The organism is Psychrobacillus sp. FSL K6-4615 (genome assembly GCF_038008225.1).
In the GTDB taxonomy this organism is placed as follows: domain Bacteria; phylum Bacillota; class Bacilli; order Bacillales_A; family Planococcaceae; genus Psychrobacillus; species Psychrobacillus psychrotolerans.
In genome coordinates this window covers 363,371-381,775 of record NZ_JBBOYQ010000001.1, presented here as the reverse complement: position 1 = coordinate 381,775, position 18,405 = coordinate 363,371, and the positions used below count along the sequence as shown (strand labels likewise).

At 36.7% G+C, this 18,405-nt stretch carries 18 protein-coding genes; 13 read left to right on the top strand and 5 right to left on the bottom strand.

The annotated features are described in order from the left end of the window. The first annotated feature begins 25 nt into the window (after positions 1 to 25). The 3 genes from MKX53_RS01880 to MKX53_RS01870 are packed head-to-tail and all read left to right on the top strand — an operon-like array spanning position 26 to position 3,340. Positions 26 to 1,639 carry a YceG family protein gene (locus MKX53_RS01880; protein WP_340908643.1) on the top strand — a complete coding sequence of 538 codons (1,614 nt, stop codon included), beginning with the start codon at positions 26 to 28 and terminating at the stop codon, positions 1,637 to 1,639. Between the two features lie 17 nt (positions 1,640 to 1,656). Beyond that, the gene (locus MKX53_RS01875; protein ID WP_093536185.1) at positions 1,657 to 2,733 is read left to right on the top strand and encodes a toxic anion resistance protein; all 1,077 of its coding nucleotides are present in this window, start codon (positions 1,657 to 1,659) and stop codon (positions 2,731 to 2,733) included. A 28-nt stretch (positions 2,734 to 2,761) separates the two neighbouring features. Beyond that, positions 2,762 to 3,340, top strand: coding sequence for a TerD family protein (locus tag MKX53_RS01870; protein WP_093536187.1), 579 nt, complete (start codon positions 2,762 to 2,764; stop codon positions 3,338 to 3,340). Positions 3,341 to 3,531: 191 nt separating this feature from the next. Here MKX53_RS01870 and MKX53_RS01865 read toward each other — a convergent pair whose 3' ends face one another. Continuing rightward, entirely contained in the window at positions 3,532 to 4,782 is a 1,251-nt protein-coding gene (locus MKX53_RS01865; protein WP_340908642.1) for a cytochrome P450, read from the bottom strand. 117 nt (positions 4,783 to 4,899) lie between these two features. After that, complete coding sequence (locus MKX53_RS01860; RefSeq protein WP_411747325.1) at positions 4,900 to 5,220, bottom strand: four-helix bundle copper-binding protein; 321 nt, start codon at positions 5,218 to 5,220, stop codon at positions 4,900 to 4,902. A 408-nt stretch (positions 5,221 to 5,628) separates the two neighbouring features. Between MKX53_RS01860 and MKX53_RS01855 the strand changes: the two genes are divergently transcribed. The 7 genes from MKX53_RS01855 (at position 5,629) to MKX53_RS01825 (ending at position 13,659) form a co-directional block, all read left to right on the top strand. After that, a complete protein-coding gene (locus MKX53_RS01855; RefSeq protein ID WP_340761300.1) occupies positions 5,629 to 6,330 on the top strand; it encodes a response regulator transcription factor in 702 nt (233 codons plus the stop codon). Beyond that, the gene (locus MKX53_RS01850) at positions 6,327 to 7,676 is read left to right on the top strand and encodes a sensor histidine kinase (RefSeq protein ID WP_340908641.1); all 1,350 of its coding nucleotides are present in this window, start codon (positions 6,327 to 6,329) and stop codon (positions 7,674 to 7,676) included. The genes MKX53_RS01855 and MKX53_RS01850 overlap by 4 nt, the downstream gene beginning before the upstream one ends. 71 nt (positions 7,677 to 7,747) lie before the next feature. After that, the gene (locus MKX53_RS01845; RefSeq protein ID WP_340908639.1) at positions 7,748 to 8,455 is read left to right on the top strand and encodes a PepSY domain-containing protein; all 708 of its coding nucleotides are present in this window, start codon (positions 7,748 to 7,750) and stop codon (positions 8,453 to 8,455) included. A gap of 269 nt (positions 8,456 to 8,724) precedes the next feature. Further along, entirely contained in the window at positions 8,725 to 9,294 is a 570-nt protein-coding gene (locus MKX53_RS01840; RefSeq protein WP_340908636.1) for a PepSY domain-containing protein, read from the top strand. Between the two features lie 136 nt (positions 9,295 to 9,430). Next, the gene (locus MKX53_RS01835) at positions 9,431 to 10,852 is read left to right on the top strand and encodes an aldehyde dehydrogenase family protein (RefSeq protein WP_340908634.1); all 1,422 of its coding nucleotides are present in this window, start codon (positions 9,431 to 9,433) and stop codon (positions 10,850 to 10,852) included. 161 nt (positions 10,853 to 11,013) lie between these two features. Then, entirely contained in the window at positions 11,014 to 11,991 is a 978-nt protein-coding gene (locus MKX53_RS01830) for a BMP family lipoprotein (protein ID WP_340908632.1), read from the top strand. Between the two features lie 18 nt (positions 11,992 to 12,009). After that, positions 12,010 to 13,659 carry a methyl-accepting chemotaxis protein gene (locus MKX53_RS01825; RefSeq protein ID WP_340908630.1) on the top strand — a complete coding sequence of 550 codons (1,650 nt, stop codon included), beginning with the start codon at positions 12,010 to 12,012 and terminating at the stop codon, positions 13,657 to 13,659. A 58-nt stretch (positions 13,660 to 13,717) separates the two neighbouring features. Here the strand turns inward: MKX53_RS01825 and MKX53_RS01820 are convergent, their stop codons facing one another. Continuing rightward, a complete protein-coding gene (locus MKX53_RS01820; protein ID WP_340908628.1) occupies positions 13,718 to 14,371 on the bottom strand; it encodes an SIMPL domain-containing protein in 654 nt (217 codons plus the stop codon). Between the two features lie 111 nt (positions 14,372 to 14,482). On the opposite strand from MKX53_RS01820, the gene MKX53_RS01815 reads away from it, so the two are divergent. Both MKX53_RS01815 and MKX53_RS01810 read left to right on the top strand, forming a co-directional pair. Beyond that, positions 14,483 to 15,739 carry a hypothetical protein gene (locus MKX53_RS01815; RefSeq protein WP_340908627.1) on the top strand — a complete coding sequence of 419 codons (1,257 nt, stop codon included), beginning with the start codon at positions 14,483 to 14,485 and terminating at the stop codon, positions 15,737 to 15,739. A 188-nt stretch (positions 15,740 to 15,927) separates the two neighbouring features. Then, positions 15,928 to 16,137 (top strand): hypothetical protein, encoded by a 210-nt coding sequence (locus MKX53_RS01810; protein ID WP_340908625.1) that lies wholly within the window; start codon positions 15,928 to 15,930, stop codon positions 16,135 to 16,137. Positions 16,138 to 16,271: 134 nt separating this feature from the next. Here MKX53_RS01810 and MKX53_RS01805 read toward each other — a convergent pair whose 3' ends face one another. Both MKX53_RS01805 and MKX53_RS01800 read right to left on the bottom strand, forming a co-directional pair. Beyond that, positions 16,272 to 17,015, bottom strand: a complete 744-nt coding sequence (locus MKX53_RS01805; RefSeq protein WP_340908623.1) for a LysM peptidoglycan-binding and 3D domain-containing protein — start codon at positions 17,013 to 17,015, stop codon at positions 16,272 to 16,274. A gap of 129 nt (positions 17,016 to 17,144) precedes the next feature. Next, positions 17,145 to 17,759, bottom strand: a complete 615-nt coding sequence (locus MKX53_RS01800; RefSeq protein ID WP_445678257.1) for a DUF2238 domain-containing protein — start codon at positions 17,757 to 17,759, stop codon at positions 17,145 to 17,147. 107 nt (positions 17,760 to 17,866) lie between these two features. Here MKX53_RS01800 and MKX53_RS01795 point away from each other — a divergent pair, with 107 nt between their 5' ends. Continuing rightward, positions 17,867 to 18,232 (top strand): hypothetical protein, encoded by a 366-nt coding sequence (locus MKX53_RS01795; RefSeq protein ID WP_340908619.1) that lies wholly within the window; start codon positions 17,867 to 17,869, stop codon positions 18,230 to 18,232. Positions 18,233 to 18,405: the final 173 nt, after the last annotated feature.

Sequence of the window (18,405 nt, the reverse complement as noted above, 5' to 3'; positions counted from 1 at the left end):
TATGTATGAATAGGAGGGAAAGCCCATGGTTAATTTAAATCCCATTAGGATGAAGTCGTGGGATTCATCTAATATAGGAGGATGGTTGAAAGATTCTTTAGGAGACTCTTCGCAAGTAACAGTGGACGGAGAGAACTTAACGTATCCTCAACTAGTTTGCCAATATATTGGCATGTCCCTAGATGAAGATGAATATTTCTCGATTCTGCATACACAAGTAAATGATTCCTTAGGAAAACTAAGCATTTTGACTGGTGCACTTAACAAAAAAATTTCTGCCGAGAAGTTAAGATCCCTAAATCAGTTATTTGACTTGCACAAAAAAGAAAAAGGACTCTCCCCCAATCGAATGGTCGCCTTTCTGGATGGTTATTCTTTACTACCAGATTCAAAAGATCCTGGTTTAAATAGACGAATTAAAACAGTTTTAATTGATTTATTGAAAAAGTTACAAAAAAGCTACACAGAAGGTACTCTCCATCATGAATATCGTCGGATAACTACAGATCTTGTGAAATGGATATCCAATCATGTAGAGCCTGCACTAAAAGAAATAGACTTCGTACAGGGGATGCCAGCTTTTCTTTGGTATGGTACTGCAACCCCTAGTGAAAAATGGTTTCTTACATATTTAGCTGACTTTGGATTCCATGTGGTTATTTTTAACCCTACTAACGAGCCTTGGCCAAAAACCTTACTCTCCATTGAGGATGACCTAAGTTATCGTTTTCCAAAGGTTTCTCAAGATGTTAAACTATTGCCAGAAGAGATGCCGAAAATTGCAGGAACCGTTGCATTTAAAGCAACTCAAGAGATTAACGAGCTATTACATCATGATGATTCGGGTCTTTACAAGCCATTCCAATTTAAATCGTATTCCATCAATTCTATCCGTTTGAAAACAACTGAAGATGAAGCTTTCTTAATCTCTAAAGAAAGAGCAATGATTCGTCCCCATTTCCAGGTTAGTAACCAACAAGTTACAATTCCTGTAGTTTTCGCGAAACTGTTAGGAATAGACAAAAATAGAAAACGTTTTTGGAATAATGTTCACTCGTTAACAGAACGAGACGATACGCATGTTATTCGTCAGTTCCCTTTCACGAAGGAACAAAAAACCAATCAGCTTTTCCATTACCGAGATGCTTTAAAAGCAGATGGTATGTTAGATCCTGAGAAAATGAAAGCTGCCAATTGGTGGACATACGACAAACTTCCACTTGGCACGCAAACCGCCATTGGAGAGACTATCGCCAAACATGTGAACGAACCAATACTTAATCGACAGTCCAATGAAACAACGGAAGACTTGCAGTTATATGCTTTTGCTCAATCCATGGTACTACCTGATTTTGTTATCCGGCTATTACAAACATTCGATTATCCTCAATTTGTGCCTACTATATTCATCTACAATGAGGAGAAAGGTCCTGAACTTTCCAGATCTGACGCCAACGCCTTATGTATGATGCATCATTTAGGCCTAGATATTATTATCGTAAATCCGAAAGGACATCTTGATATCGAAAAATGGGTTCAGGAAGGTACCTTTGATATACACTGGATGGACGACCGAAGTTTTAACGATCCTTTTAAGGAGCCCAGTGTAGTTCATAAAATTTTCAAGAAGTTTCTATAGAAATAGGGGGAAAAAATATGGAATTACAAAAGTTAGAAATTGAACAACAAGAACAAATGATGGAAGAAAGTAATGATTTAAAAGCCAAGTTGAAACGTGACCCACAAGTATTACAGCTTGTTGCAAAAATAGACCCTAAAAATCAGATTGGACTATTAGAATTCGGTCGTGAGCCAGCAGATGAAATCTCCAAATTTACAGGACAAATTTTAAGCACGATTAAGTCTAGTAGTATGGAAGAATCTAGTGAACTTTTAAAACAACTCGGCAAAATTATGGATAAGTTCGACAAAAAAGATTTTGTTCAAAAGCCCTCTCTTTTCGGTAAAATCTTTAAACAAGGCGAGAAAATAATCGAAAAGCTATTCAACAAGTATCAAACAATGGGCGGCGAAATAGATAAGGTATTTGTTGAGATAACGAAGTATGAGACAGAAATGAAAAAATCTACTGTAACACTAGAGGACTTGTACGACAAAAATTTTAACTATTTTATGGAATTGGAAAAGTATATTGTAGCTGGAGAATTAAAAGTAAACCAATTAAGACAGCTAGTGCCTAACCTACAGCAAAAAGCTGAAAATGGTGATCAGCTAGTATTAATGGAACTAAATTCTTTACAAAATGCAATTGAACTTCTAGATCAACGTATTTATGATTTGGAAATGGCTAAACAGGTCTCCTATCAATCGGCACCACAGATTAGAATGCTTCAGCGAGGCAATACGAAGTTGATCGGCAAGATAAATTCAGCATTCGTAACAACTATACCAATTTTTAAAACAGGACTTATTAATGCCATTTCTGCGAAAAGACAAAATCTAGTGGCCCAATCTATGAGTGAGCTAGATCGTAGAACAAATGAAATGTTACTTCGTAATGCTAATGATATATCCAAGCAAAGTGTGGATATCGCCAGAATGTCCGGGCAGCCTAGTATTAAAATCGAAACAATTGAGCAAACATGGGATACTATTATGCGTGGGATGAACGAAACTAAAGCAATCGAAGAAGAAAATCGTAAAATGAGAGAAGAAGGTCGTCTTCGCCTAGAAGAATTACAAAAGAAGTATGAAAACGGACAAAGAAAATAACTTTAAAATTGGATGAGGGGGAAACAAAATGTCAGTTATTAACCTTTCAAAGGGACAAAAAATTGATTTAACGAAAACGAATCCAGGATTAACGAATGTCTTAGTTGGACTAGGCTGGGATACGAATAGATATAGTGGTGGAGAGGATTTCGACTTAGATGCTTCCGCGTTTATCGTAGACGGAAATGGTAAAGCCTTTAACGAAAAAAGCTTTATCTTTTATAATAACCTCCAAAGTGAAGAAGGTTCAGTTATCCACACTGGGGATAACCGTACTGGGGACGGGGACGGGGACGATGAGCAACTACTAGTTAAACTACCACTTGTTCCTAGTATTGTGCAAAAAGTCGTTTTTACTGTAACTATTCATGATGCAGACCAACGCAAACAAAATTTCGGCCAAGTTTCAAACGCTTTTATACGAATTGTCAATGAAGATACGAACGAAGAAATTGTTCGCTATGACCTAGGTGAAGACTTTTCAATTGAAACAGCACTTGTTGTAGGAGAAATATATCGCCACAATAATGAGTGGAAATTCAATGCAATTGGAAGCGGATTCCAAGGCGGCTTAGCATCACTAATTAATGAATTTGGTTTGAGCTAATATTTTCAGTAATCTTCCATTGGTTCCCGAGTGCATATTTAACACTCGGGATTTTATTATAACAAAGTATCTTTTTACCTGTTTCTAAGAGGATTACTATGGAAATAAGTATGTCCAGAGCATTCTCGAAAATATAAAATTAGGTTTAAGACCGAGTGTTTGTTAGCCCGTTTTTATAGAGCGCGATTACTTCATTTTACTCGAACACTTTTCATGATAATCCCGCTTTTCGGGATACTAGGCATACTAACTAGGCTATAACTCAAATCTTGTTCTGGAAGTTGGTAAGTTAGGTGATTAACTAAATAATTTAGGGATACTTCCATTATTTCAATAGTCACAAATTCCCCAGCACAACGGTGCCCCATCATATAATCTCCCCCACCTTGCGGTATAAAATCGAATGGGCTTTTATCCCATCCAGAAAACCGATAGGGATTAAATAAATCTGGATTTTCCCACAATTCTGCATCATGATTTGTTCCATACAAGTCAAGTAACGTCAATGTTCCTTCCTTAAATGAATACCCTTCCCAAACAAAGTCTTTTCTAACTTTAGCTGCAGCCATCGGAAAGAACGGATAAAAACGTCTTACTTCTTGAACAAACATTTGAAAATACTGAGCACCTGCTGTTTCCAGTTTTTCTTTTTGTTCTGGGTAATGGTGAATTGCTAATGCAGTAAAGTTAATATAAATGGCAATTGCCACAATTGGCCTTAATATGTTTGCTACCTCAACAGCAGCAACTTTTTCATCTAACCATTTACCTTCTAAGTCTTTGTGCAAAGAGATTTCACGTAGAGCAGTACCTTCGGGCGGATTAAGACTTCCATCGCGAACTTGTTTAACTAACCCACCTAACCACTGTTCTATCTGTTTACGGGCATGTCTTCCCTTCCAATGCTGAGGACCAAGAGCGGTTGGAGATTCAAATAAGGCAGCTAGCTGCTCCGCTTTTTCTTTAAATTCCTCTTCTTTAATCGAGACTCCTCCCCATTCACATGCTACTCTACACATGATTTCTTTTGCCTCATCATATAAGATGATCTGTTCCATTTGCTCCCATTTCTTTGCAGCAAGTTGCCATTGTACTTCAGTAATCTCATGTAATACTTCAAGGCGGCCCTTTGTCATCAATGACATAAACATCGACTTACGATGTCGATGTGTTTCATCATCTAATGTTTGTACCCCTTCTTCGCCAAACAGTGTCTTTTGCAAACGTTTCGGTGCTACACCATTTCTCATAAATTTTTCTTCATCATAAAATAATTCTGCTGCTTTTTCTCCACTCATACAAATTGCACTTTGTCCCAATAATCGTGTTTCAAATATGTTGGAAGCGAAACTTTTCTTTCTATTTGGAATGTACATATATCCTTCTCTTAACAAACTCAGACTGTGGTCCATTCCTTCTTCACGTGGAAAACTATTATTCATGACCAATCATCCTCTCTTCTAGAACTTTCCTCCTCATCTTTTCCCTATTGGACCTGATTAAAACTTATACATATAAAAACCCCTCCGCATGAAGCGGAAGGGTTTGAATAACTATGTTTATGCAGTCATTTGACGACAAGCTTCAGCACATGTTCGGCAAGCCTCTGCACAGCGTTTACAATGTTCATGGTCGTGTTTTGCACACTCTTCTGCACAATCCTCACAAATTTTAGCACATAGAGCACAAATCTCCTGGACGAATGGGCTATTACGAGTCATTGCCTGAACAGCATAACTGCAAATATCCGCACATTCACGATCTAGCTTAATACAATCCACCATCATTTGTACGTGATCTTCACCTAGGCAGGCTTGAAAACAATTATTACATGCCTCTAAACACTCCTGGCATGCCTTGATGCACTCTTCATAAGACATTTGCAAAATAATTCTCCTCACTTTCTATAGACTTAATCTTAACTAATTATTCCCTTAAACTTTGGGTCTAAACTGGGTCTAAACTGTTTATAGATAGTTGAAAACTTATATTTACATAAGTGTAAATGATGAATAGGCACAAATTCATTTAAGAAACCTGCTTGCACCGCTTCCCTCCATGGAACGCCGATGGCAAAAACCATTGGTGAGAAAATAAACCATAAAAAACCTTCAGGTGATTGAATCCAACCACCTTTTACATCAAGTAAACCATTAAGCAACGATAAAGATAAAAAGTGAAAAGCTATTCATGCTTCTAGTTTAAGGATGCGCAATCCCTTACGTTCTCACTAGTCAACCATTATTGATATAATGGGATTACATAAAGATTCGAAAGGTGGGATTATTTTGTCTAAAGAATCTATTCTAATTGTAGAAGATGAAGAAAAAATTGTTAGGCTACTCGAAATTGAATTAGAATATGAAGGATATGAAACAGGTAAGGCATTGGATGGAATTGAAGCTTTTGAAATGTTCCTTTCCCAAAAATGGGATTTGATATTATTAGATATAATGTTGCCAGGTATGAGCGGAATTGAATTACTTCGACGCATTCGAGGGAAAAATTCATCTGTCCCAATTATATTATTGACGGCCAAGGACTCTATTGAGGACAAGGTTTCCGGTCTTGACCTTGGTGCCAGTGACTACATAACAAAACCTTTTAGAATGGAAGAATTACTTGCTAGAATACGCGCTGTGCTTAGGATGAGCCAAGCAACACCCGCTTCAAGTCCGCTTGATGAAGAGTGGCTTCAAGTTAGTGATTTGCGATTAAATGATAAAACAAGGGAAGTTATTAGAAATGATTTAAACGTCAGTTTGACACCAAAGGAATATGATTTACTTCTATATTTATTGAAAAACCAAAGACAAGTGTTAGAACGTGGACAAATTCTAGAAGCTGTCTGGGGCTATGACTATTATGGTGATACAAAAATCGTCGACGTTTATATCCGATATTTGCGTAAAAAAATTGATGCAGATTTTGATGCTTCACTCATTCATACAGTTAGAGGCGTAGGATATGTCCTGAAGGAAGCCACATGAAACTACGCAATAAAATAAACTTATACACGTCGGTATTATTTATCGTGCTGCTCCTAATTATGAACACTTCTATCTATTTTGTGTTCAGTCATTTGATAAAAGAAAATGAACTCGAGCGTACGCACGCCGAGGTTGAAAGGGTCGTCACCGATATTAGAGGTGCAGTTGACCGTATTGCGCCGAGAGAGCTTTTACGCGCTAACGTACCCGTAGACGGAATGATTCAATTGTTAAAAGAGGATTTAACAAGTGATGGTAAATTCACCTCCCCTTCTGAAGAAAAACTAGGTGCGCGGGTAAGTAGCTTTTACAGAGGAGAAGTTAGTAAGTTGATAACGTATGAGGGTTCACCGTATGTTTTCGTATCAGTTCCTATTGTTTGGATTGACGGGTCCGTCGTGAATATACAAGTGACAACAAGCATAGCTGCTACTAATGAGATGATCCACATTTTAGCTATTATTTTAATCGTTGTTACAGTTATCGCAATTGTACCGACCCTTATTTCTAGCCGAATTTTAAGCAATTTAATTATTCAACCTATCCGTACAATGATTAACACAATGAAGGAAATTCAAAAAAGCGGCCAATTTCAGCAACTGAAGTTAGAGGATACTAACGAAGGTGAGCTAGTCGAGATGGGTAAAACGTTCAATCACATGATGGTGTTGCTCCAAACGAACTACGAAAAGCAGGAGCAATTTGTCTCCAATGCATCTCATGAACTTCGGACTCCCCTAACTATTATCGAAAATTATGCAGACTTACTGAAGCGTCGAGGTTTAGAACGTCCTGACTTATTTGAAGAATCCATTGATGCTATCCACTCTGAAGCAATACGAATGCGAGAAATGACAGAACAGCTTTTGTCGATAGCAAAGCAGGAGCCATGGAATATTCAATTAGAGCAGATTAATATTACCCAGCTTGTCCAAGAGACAGTAACCACGTTCCAAACTACTTATCAGCGAGAAGTAGAGATGGAAGGTAACCATCAAACAGTCGGTTACACAGATATTCAAAAACTAAAGCAATTACTGTTTATCTTCTTAGACAATGCACGTAAATACAGTGATGGTAAGATTACTGTTCGTATAGGTCAAACAGATAAAGATTTGACTATTCAAATTCAGGATAGAGGAGTTGGCATTCCTAATGAGGATTTACCTAAAGTGTTTGATCGATTTTATCGCGTTGATCAGGCACGAAGTCGTAAGCAAGGTGGATCCGGTCTCGGCTTAACTATGGCAAAAGATATAACTGATGCACTCGGTGCACGAATTGAAATAAACAGTAAAGAAAAACAAGGAACAACTGTGACGCTGTTTCTGCCAAAAGAAAAATAGCTGCTCTCCCCAAATTCTTACTTTTGCGTTATATACTATAGCCAACAAACTTAACCATGAGGTGAGACACGATGAAAATAAGTAAGAACGGTTATATAATCGGAGGAGTAACGCTAATTATTTTGATAGTAGTTGGAGTGCTTTGGCTTTCCCCTTTCTCTTCTAAGCCACTTACAGAAGAGGAATTGAAATCCGCAGCACTTACAAAATACCCTGGCGAAATAATTCGTACGACTAAATCGGAGAACGAATATGAAATTGACATGCAAATGGAAAACGGAGTTTATGCTATTAGCATGGATACCAACAATGGAACTATTCTTTCCCTCAAACAAATATCGACTGAGGAAGTGCCCCTAGCTGTTGAAACACTTACGGAAGCGCAGATCAAAAAGAAAATTGCTACTCAAGGTGAGATTCAATCCGTACTTTTTATAAATGAAAAGAATCCTTACTATGAAGTCGTTGTGCACAAGGGAAATGTTGAATTCAATCTAAAAGTTGATCCGTATAATGGTGCCATAATAGATTCTTCGCAGGCTCCAGTAGCTCCTGTCTCAACTGAAAATATCCTAATCACTGAGAAAGAGGCACTTACTATAGCTGCTACCCATTTAAAAGGTATCGCCGATGATGATGCAGAACTTCATCAACCTACTGGTCAACCACCTTATTATTTAGTAGAAGTTGAGTTTGAAAATGGAGATGAAGATCGTGAAGCAGTTGTCGAAGTTGACGCATATACAGGTAAGGTGAAATCGGTAAATTGGGAGAACTAGTTAGACAAGGTTGGTGTGGCTGCTGCCGCTACCAGCTTTTCTTTTTTGTTAAATTTACTACACAAAATTATTTTATTGCGATGCCGTCGTTCAGCAGATGTTTAGTTTAGTGAATGTTGGTGATTACCTAGAAACCGGAATTTCATCTAAACCTTTTATGAGTATAATGTTAAATTCTATCCAAATTTTAACCTTCCGCTCCCCGTCCTTTCTTTTTTGCTGTATATAGTAATACATGTAAGGCAAACAAAACTTAGGAGGACAATAAAATGAAAAAATTAGTAATTGGTTCATTAGCAGCTGTACTTATAATTAGTGGTGGAATTGGGATTAATGCTTTGGCAGATGACGACAATCTAAATCTTAGTAAAACGCAAAGTGAAAAATTAATCGGTTTCGAAAAAGCTAAAGAAGTAGCACTGAACGAAGCTAAAGGCACAATTGAAAGTATAGGTCTTGAAAAAAATAATGGAAAAACATTTTATGAAGTAGATATAAATGGAGAAAAGTCAAAAGAATTCGAAGTACGAATAGATGCCTATAACGCAAAGGTCTTAAATGTAAGAGAAGATAACGATAACCAAGATGATGACGACGATGTTCCGCATAATATAACAGCAAATACTAAACTTATTACAGAAGCTGAAGCAATTGAAATTGCTCAAAAACAATTCGAAGGTACATTAGTAGAAATCGATTTAGATTCTGATAATGGCCGATTTGAATATGAATTAGAACTTCGTACTGCTAAAGGAAATGCAGAGTTTACAATCGATGCTAGCTCTGGAGAAATTCTAGAGTCGGAGCTTGATAATGACGACGATCATTTTGACGATTAATAATAATATTAGTTACCGCTTGATGGATATCCATCAAGCTTTTTTTATGACTGTTATAAATGGGTATAGTAAAGTTATAGTTAGAATCATGAGATCTATAAGTATTAAGAAAGTAGAATTTTGAAAGGATGATTCGATGAAAAGACAATATTATGTGAATGGTAAATGGGTATCTTCAAATAAATATAAGGAGCTTCACTCTCCTCACACGAAGGAAGTAATAGCACAGATTCCACAAGCATCTCAGCAGGAAGTAAATAAAGCAATTGACATAGCAGATGAAGCAAGAAAACAAATGACTGCCTTAACTGCATATGAACGAGCTGCAGTTTTAGAGCATATTGCACAACTGTTTATTGATCATCGTCAAAAGGCTGCGGAAATAATTTCCTTAGAGGCTTCAAAACCGATTAAGTATGCTTTAGGGGAAATTGACCGAACTATTGAAACTTATAAATTTGCCGCGGAGGAAGCTAAGCGACTAACTGGAGAAATGATTCCTATGGATGCTGCTCAAAATGGAGCGAACCGTTTTGGGTATACTATTGAGCAGCCAATTGGAGTAGTTGGTGCGATTACACCATTTAATTTCCCACAAAATTTAGTGGCACATAAAGTCGGTCCTGCCATTGCTGCGGGTAATACAATTGTTCTGAAACCTGCCTCACAGACTCCCCTTTCTGCACTCTTTTTAGCGGAGTTAATCGATCAAACAGCATTGCCAAAGGGTGCCTTTAATGTAGTGACAGGTAGCGGAAAAACAATTGGAGATGCCCTAATAAAAAGTGATAAAGTAAAAATGATTACTTTTACTGGTAGTCCTGCAGTCGGAAAAGGGATTCGGGATAGAGCAGGATTGAAGAAAGTAGCACTTGAACTAGGCTCTAATTCCGGATTGATAATCGACAAAAATGTAGACTTAGCCCAAATTGTTCCAAAATGTGTGATGGGTGCATTCTCTAACCAAGGTCAGGTTTGTATTTCTTTACAACGCACATATGTAATGGATGAAGTATATGATGAATTTATCGAGAAATTTTCTACTTTAACGAACCAGTTGGTAATTGGAAATCCAGAAGATGAGTCAACAGATATTTCTGCTATGATTCACCCGGACGAACAAGAACGAGCGCTAAGTTGGGTACAAGAAGCAGTGGAACAAGGATCTAAGGTTATTTCTGGAGGCATGATAGAAAATGGTATTTTCTTGCCTACAATTTTAACTAATGTGGGTGCAGACTCTAAGGTGTCTTGCCAAGAAGTTTTTGCTCCAATCGTTTTAGTAAACCGCATCTCTTCTATAGATGAGGGTATTGATGCTATTAACAATTCCAACTTTGGCCTTCAGGCTGGTATTTTCACAAATGATATTTCGACTGCTTTTAAAGCCTCCAAAGAGCTACAAGTTGGGGGTGTCATGATTAATGATATCCCTACCTATCGTGTCGACCAAATGCCATATGGGGGTGTGAAAGATAGCGGTACTGGTAAAGAGGGCATAAAATATGCAATTCAGGAAATGACAGATACAAAACTTGTTGTTTGGAATCAACAATAAAACCAAATTTATACTTTCTCAAAAAAGGAGCCAAATGGCTCTTTTTTTATTGTTCCACCCCAAATTTCTGAATTATTAATGTACATAAAACGGCTTTAGTATATTGATTATGAGACGATATTAGTCAAGAATACCAATTATTTGTCATTAGGAGTGTCTGTATGAAGAAAGGTCTTATTATTTCATTATTATTTATCTCTTTATTAATTATTACGGGATGCAAGGAGAAGGAACCCACTTTAGAGGATCAACAATTAAAAATTGGGATTATGCTTTCGGATGCAGGGCTTGGAGATCAATCATTCTCTGATTTAGGATTTGCGGGCTTAGAAAAAGCACGGGATGAGCTGAATATCTCATTTGAGTATAAAGAAATCCAAGAAACAGAGACATATGCAAAAGGAATAGAGGGGCTAGTGAAATCTGGTAACGATCTAATTATTGGCCTTGGATTTTCCGTCCAAGAAGACCTTGAAATGATTGCAAAGAAATATCCAGAAACATCATTTTTACTAATAGATGCTCAATCTGACCTACCCAATGTCAACAACGTAACATTTAAAGAAGAGGAAGCCTCGTTTTTGTTAGGAGCAATAGCTGGTATGAAAACAACAAGTAATGTTGTTGGATTTGTTGGAGGTGAGGATGTTCCGCTCATCCATAAATTTGAAAAAGGCTTTACAGCAGGTGTAAAATCTGAAAATCCAGAGGCACTAGTGTTATTCGAATACGCGAATGACTTCGGCAATGATAAATTGGGTGAAAGCATTGCAAAAGAAATGATTTCAGCCAAAGCTGACTATATCTACCCTGCTGCAGGCTTCACAGGAGTTGGCGTTATAAAGGAATCTCAACGCTTAGGCATCTATACATTTGGAGTAGACAGCGATCAGTTTTACTTGGCGGAGAATTCGATTGTCTCTTCTATGCTAAAACAAGTGGACATTGCTATTTTCAATACCATACAAGAACTAGTCGAAGACGGTAAAATATCTGAGAAAAATCAAATACTAGGCATAAAGGAAAATGGTGTAAGTATTGCACCTATTCGTGTAATCGAATTATCGGCCGCTGAGAAAAATCGGATAGCTAAACTACAAGAAGATATCGCAAATGGTTCTATAACAATACTACAATAGAAATAAGGTGACTAGAATATGAAGCTTAAACAGAAGATATTAATGATATCTATTATCCCGTTGCTACTATCTGCCTGTATTATCGGCTATAACATAATTCAACTATCGGCATTAAAATCTTCGACAGAAGAAATTGTAAAAGCTTTAGTGAAAGTCGAAGAGTTAAATAGTTCAGCAAAAAGCTTACAAAAATCGTTAAGTGTATACTCGCTCAATATATCAGAAAGCAATAAAAATGATATAGAGGTCGATTTAGCTTCTACTCAATCGATCAATGATGAACTATCATCTTCCCTAACAACATCGGAACAGAAACAATTGAATACTAATATCTCTAAAAAGTATGAAGAAATATTAAGTTATTCCAATCAAGCAATTACGGAACAAAATCTTGCCGAGATTAAGCGACAATCCACGCGTACAAAAGGACTTATAAATGACGTTATTCAATTAAAAAGAAATATTACTACAGAATATTCGATTATGCAGAGCAATTTGCAAACCAAAATTGATGGCATTATTTCTATTTCCATTATTTTAGTAGTGCTGTTGTTAGTTGGTAGTATCACTTTGGTGATTATCTTTACCAATAGGATTGTTCGTCCAATCCGTGACATCACTAAGAATGCAGAGGAAATTGCCAACGGGAATCTTGCAGTCGATATTGTACAAGTAAAAACCCGGGATGAAGTGGCAACACTGCAAAAGTCCTTTGAACAAATGACTATGAATTTAAGAGAAGTGATCACGCACGTCTCTGATAGCTCCAATCAAGTAGCCGCTTCTGCAGAAGAACTAATGGCAAGTGCAGATGAGACGATGAAGGGTACTGAATTGATATCCTCTTCTATCCAACAAGTTTCTGAAGGAGCAGAGCATCAAACAAATATGGCAAAAGAATCTGCTCGCTTTGCAGAGGAAAGCGCAAATGCAATTACTCAAATTGCGGAAAAAGCAAAAGATACAATGAAAATAACGATTGCAACTAATGAGAAAACCATGCAAGGTTCCGCATTCGTTCAAGATACAGTAGCACAGATGAGATTAATAAATGATGCTGTATTAGAAACAGATCAGGCGCTTGTCACACTCAATGACCGTTCTAAAGAAATTGTGCACATCCTCAAACTTATTACGGACATCGCGGATCAAACGAATTTGCTCGCTCTAAATGCAGCCATTGAAGCAGCACGTGCTGGTGAAGCGGGTAAAGGCTTTGCAGTAGTTGCAGATGAAGTGAGGAAACTGTCCGAACAAACGAGAAAATCGGTCTCTGATATTTCCGAAATTGCTACCGAAATTGAAAGTGAGACAAAGAAAACAGTAACATCCATTAATGGAGTAAAGGAAAAAGTTGACTCTGGGCTTACAATTGCCCATCACACGGAAGTAACGTTCCATGATATCCTGACATCGGTAGAACTAGTAAAAGAACAAGTTGGAGACATATCATCCATCACAAATAACATTCATATAATTGTTAAAGATGTTGCTAACCATGCTAATAATATGTCTACAGTAGCAAGTGAAACATTTGATAGTTCATCTTCTGTTGCTGCGGCTTCAGAAGAGCAGCTAGCCTCAATGGAAGAAGTAACAGCAGCAGCTGTCTCTCTAGCAAACCTTGCCGAGGACTTACAAATTAGGGTTTCGAAATTTAATATTTAGTACGACCAAAAATCCCCGTGTATAAACTAACATACGGGGATTTTTGGTCTTTCATTTATTAATACTGAAATTTTACAGTAACGGTTGCACTTACAGAAATTTTCCCTTGCTCAATAGGTGTTCCCATCTGCGAACTAGCTATCGAGAGTGTTTTATACAGTTCTGGCCCATTTTGCTGGTGCTCCTCCACGATAGAAATTGGTTGTGGATATAATGTGAGCTTCATCGTCTGAGCAATTGTTTGCGCATTAACTTGAGCATGTTGAAGTGCTTTCTGAAGCGCCTGTTGGTAAACAACCTCTGGGTTATCTAAACCAAATTGAATAGACGATACACTATTCGCACCACTTGCCACCGCAGTATCGATTACACTACCCACTTTTTCAATATCCTCTAGTTTTACTGTAATAGCATTCGTCACCTCATATCCTCTGAATACCTGTTTTCCATCTATAAAATCATATTGCGGAAAGATATTAAAAGCTGCTGTTTGTATGTTTTCCCTTGGAATATTTAACGCCAATAAGGATTGTATCACCCGATTCATTACTTGGGCATTTTCTTCCTGGGTTTGTTGTACCCCTTTCCCTTGCGTTCTTACTTCTATTTGGAGTTGAGCATAGTTTGGTGCAACCTCTTTTACCCCCCTGCCAGTTACGGTAATTATTCTCACCATAGGAACTGAAAGAGATGGAATACCTGCATACAACATTCAATTACCACCTTTTATATGTTTATACCAACACAACCTAATTCATCACATATAACAATAATGTTCATAAAATAAGGCATAATGACTTTCTGTATAAAGGAGTATGAAGAAGTGAAAGAATCGAAGGTCCATTTAGTTTCTGATGCCTTGGCAAAGAGTAACAGCCAAAAACATTTTTATACCAATCACAATGCAGAATTTCTAGAAGAACAAATACTCGTAAATCGTCGTTTAATGAAATCTATTTCACAGTTGGACCAATCGAGTAAAACCATTTTACGTGAATTACGAGATCAAAGCACAGTCCTTAATAAGTTAAATACTAATCACAGATATGATTATGGCAATATCAAAAAGATACTGTTCAATTTTGCGCAAACTTCAAAAGAATCCAAGTACCAATTACAAAACCTAGGGCAATCACTTAAATCCATCAATGTACTTTTAAATAACCATTCTGAAATTAACGAAGTAAATAACGAGAAAACAAACAATTTCGAGAGAGCACTAACAAAACTACAAGTAAGTGTGAATAGGCAAAGAAATTTTCTTAACAACTTTGCTATTAGACAAAACGGTTCTTTAGAAGATATTAAAGGCCAACTACATCAACATGGAAGTAAGACAGATACGCAATTGGAAATCATTCAAAGTGTGCTAACAGAACAAAAGCGGTTTTTTACTATAGTATCGAAAAATTTGGAAGAACAGAACCTTATGCATAAAATATATTCTGCTAAAGAAGAACAGTTAACATCTCCAACTCATCTGGAAGAAATGGTAAAACAAATAAACGAGCAATTTAATAAACAAAAAGAAATTCTAAATAATTTATCTGAAACTCAAAACAATCAGTATCAGCTTTTTTCGAGTCAATTTAAAGAGCAAAACCATTTTAATAATCAGGTAAATGAGAAACTGGAGCTTTCTGAGGAGATGGATGAATTAATATTTGAGGAAATTAAACATCAAATAACACAGCAGGACGATATATATAATTACCTACAAGATAGCTTAAATAGACAGCAAGGTTTTTTACTGCAATTATCAGACAATCAAGATCGACAACTTGAAAAAGTTAAAGTTAGCCTGAAAAACATTAAAGAAGTGGATGCTCAACAGAGTGAGGTTCTATCAGATGTAAAGGATTCCATAGAAAGACTTCTAAATATAAAGGGTAACTTAGGTATATTATTATCTAAGCTTCCACCAGATTATCCTCTTAAACAAATTGTTGTTGGGGGTGTATCAGTCGCTGTAGAAAAACTAATTTCAATCAATAAAAAAACAGGTATCGCTTTTTTTTCAAATGGCATAGAAACGATCTCTTTTGATCTTGAAAAAATAGAAGCAATTCATTGGGATTAAAAAAACTTAAGATAATAGAGGTTGGTTGTGACTTAGGTCACTTCCAATCTTTTTTTATGTTCTATAAGTCTATATTAGTAGATTATTTTACAATATCAGGATACTAACCTATCTACATAGTTTCAAAACTAATATAGTATAATATCTCCTCTAGTTTGAGGAGAATTTTTATGAAGGAGGTGATTTAGATGAACCAAAGAATAGAAGGCATTTGCGAACTACTAACAACGCTTGCCCCAAACCAATCAGTAAATGCAGTTGTAGCTGATGGTTTCAATGAACCAGTAACTAGTTTTGTAAACTTTGATGAAGACACCCATCTTGCTTACTTTACAAATGCAGCTGGTGCATTAGTTGTGGCTGATTGTCGTCATATTTCGTTAATTGTTTTTCCTTAACATTTAATAATTAAACTCATATATGACGTTGATGGAGAAAAGCATTGTTCTCCTCATTTTTTATGAGTTTATATATAACGAAATAAGAGGCCAAGCGAATCTGAACTTCGCTTAGCCTCTATTAATTCACTTCATTAATCTAAGATTTTTACCTTCACTGTTTTACGTCCCCAATTTAGTGCTTCTTGTTTCGTTGGGATGAAAATATCTATTTTATTTCCTTTGATGGCTCCGCCAGTATCACCAGCTATCGCTTCTCCATAGCCCTCTACCCATACTTTTGAACCTAATGGAATTACAGTTGGGTCGACAGAAATAACTTTTTGGTTTGGATTAGCCTTTAAGTTAATACCAGTAGCTGTGATTCCCGAGCAACCAGCACATGACGCAGTATAAGCTGTTGCTGTCATCGTTAACTCTTTCTCAACAGAAGCCGGTGTTTTAGTCTCTGAAGTTGGAGCATTAGAAGTAACAGAAGTTGTCGTCGTAGCTGCACTTACCTTAGGCTGTATCACCTTTGCTCCATCTAGTACTAATTTATCTCCCGGTTTGATTAAATCACTAGTTAACTGATTGTTTGTCATTAATTGATTTACAGTCATATTATATTTTTCAGCTATATTAAATAATGTATCACCTGTAACAACAACATACGTTTGCACAGCTTCCTCCACTTTTAATTGTTGAGATGGATATATAACTGTTGAATTGAGATCGTTCCATGTTTGTAAATCTTGTACACTTACATTCTCCGCTTGAGAAATAGACCAAAGTGTATCACCTTTTTCTACCGTATGAACGCTTGATGCAGACGCTTGACCTGCCGTTCCTACTGATAGTGTTACAATTGCGGTTAGTGCAATAATGTGTTTTTTCATAAAATGAATTTCCTCCTTTTCACTAACGAGATTCATCATACCACCTATATATGACAGAACCATTGCATTCTCATTAGGAGGAAATATCATTTAAGTGACAGGATTCGACAAAATGCAACAATTGTAATATTACTTCTTTAATATCCGATCATGCCATTTTGATAAGATGAGCAAAGCTAATAGGCAACCAGCTAAAGCTAAACTCATATCCCACTGAGCATCCCACTTATCTCCTTGCATACCTAGAAAGTCTTTAGCAGCCTTACTTCCTTTTGTAAGTTTCGTACTTAACCATTCAATAATTTCGTATAAAGCTGCAATGGATAAAATAATACTGGTCGTGCATACAAATAACCAAGCACCTTTTGTTAACGGGCTAAGGCGTATGAATAATTCTCTCACTACGATTGCAGCAAAACCTTTAAAAAAGTGCCCCATACGATCGTAATTGTTTCGCTTTAAGTCAAATTCGTCCTTCACCCAATTAAACAACGGAACCTCAGAATATGTAAAATGCCCCCCTATAAATGTAAGAATACATAAAAAGGCTATGATGAAGTAGGAAAGCGTGGTAAATCGAAACTTCCTATAAGTTATGGCCAATAAAATTATAGCAATCACACCCGGGCTTACTTCCGCTAGCCAGTCAGCATAATCGAATGGTTTAATAGCTGACCATATTAAAACGACAAGAACAATAGCAAATAGGCTAATGTGTATTTTAGAGATAGCTTGAAATCTCAACTTCCTCCCTCCTTTCATACCCTAGCCTGTCCAAAAATGCATTTGATGATGCAAATACGTTTCAGTCCTTAAGAAACGGGAAAACGAATGCTAAGGAGGCGTTAAAAATGCCATGGAATAAAGATGATTATCCCGATTCTATGAAAAATTTAGAAACCGATGTAAGAGAGAAAGCTATTGAGATCGCCAATGCCTTGTTAGAAGATAATTTTGAGGAGGGACGAGCAATTTCTATCGCTACTTCTCAGGCAAGAAAAGCCATCCACGGCGATGAAGAGGAACGTGTTACATACGAAGTTATTTCGCGTGAAACCGACTGGGTTTTGAGGAAAGCAGACGGTAAACGTTCTATTATTGTGGAGAAAACGAAAGTAGAATTACTTCAAAAAGCAAAACCATATGTAAATGATCAAAACGGTATTCTTACTATTTATGAGGAAGATGGCTCAATAGAAGATACTCTATATGAATAAATTAAGAATGTAAGAACGATAAATAATCAAGATATAGTTTCTATAAAATTAATCTATGCTGTATTAAAGAGAGTAATTTACAGTCTCCTGAAATCTCAATTTCGGGAGTTTTTTTATGAGAGATTCTACGTAATACTCGAGTTAAACTAAATAGCCCTCTTCTATCTTATTAA

Excerpts from the sequence above, each read along its gene's own strand:
- MKX53_RS01860 (WP_411747325.1), bottom strand. The coding sequence starts at position 5,220 with ATGTCTTATGAAGAGTGCATCAAGGCATGCCAGGAGTGTTTAGAGGCA.
- MKX53_RS01810 (WP_340908625.1), top strand. The coding sequence starts at position 15,928 with ATGAACCAAAGAATAGAAGGCATTTGCGAACTACTAACAACGCTTGCC.
- MKX53_RS01845 (WP_340908639.1), top strand. The coding sequence starts at position 7,748 with ATGAAAATAAGTAAGAACGGTTATATAATCGGAGGAGTAACGCTAATT.
- MKX53_RS01875 (WP_093536185.1), top strand. The coding sequence starts at position 1,657 with ATGGAATTACAAAAGTTAGAAATTGAACAACAAGAACAAATGATGGAA.
- MKX53_RS01835 (WP_340908634.1), top strand. The coding sequence starts at position 9,431 with ATGAAAAGACAATATTATGTGAATGGTAAATGGGTATCTTCAAATAAA.
- MKX53_RS01880 (WP_340908643.1), top strand. The coding sequence starts at position 26 with ATGGTTAATTTAAATCCCATTAGGATGAAGTCGTGGGATTCATCTAAT.
- MKX53_RS01840 (WP_340908636.1), top strand. The coding sequence starts at position 8,725 with ATGAAAAAATTAGTAATTGGTTCATTAGCAGCTGTACTTATAATTAGT.
- MKX53_RS01805 (WP_340908623.1), bottom strand. The coding sequence starts at position 17,015 with ATGAAAAAACACATTATTGCACTAACCGCAATTGTAACACTATCAGTA.
- MKX53_RS01825 (WP_340908630.1), top strand. The coding sequence starts at position 12,010 with ATGAAGCTTAAACAGAAGATATTAATGATATCTATTATCCCGTTGCTA.
- MKX53_RS01830 (WP_340908632.1), top strand. The coding sequence starts at position 11,014 with ATGAAGAAAGGTCTTATTATTTCATTATTATTTATCTCTTTATTAATT.
- MKX53_RS01850 (WP_340908641.1), top strand. The coding sequence starts at position 6,327 with ATGAAACTACGCAATAAAATAAACTTATACACGTCGGTATTATTTATC.
- MKX53_RS01870 (WP_093536187.1), top strand. The coding sequence starts at position 2,762 with ATGTCAGTTATTAACCTTTCAAAGGGACAAAAAATTGATTTAACGAAA.
- MKX53_RS01865 (WP_340908642.1), bottom strand. The coding sequence starts at position 4,782 with ATGAATAATAGTTTTCCACGTGAAGAAGGAATGGACCACAGTCTGAGT.
- MKX53_RS01820 (WP_340908628.1), bottom strand. The coding sequence starts at position 14,371 with ATGTTGTATGCAGGTATTCCATCTCTTTCAGTTCCTATGGTGAGAATA.
- MKX53_RS01795 (WP_340908619.1), top strand. The coding sequence starts at position 17,867 with ATGCCATGGAATAAAGATGATTATCCCGATTCTATGAAAAATTTAGAA.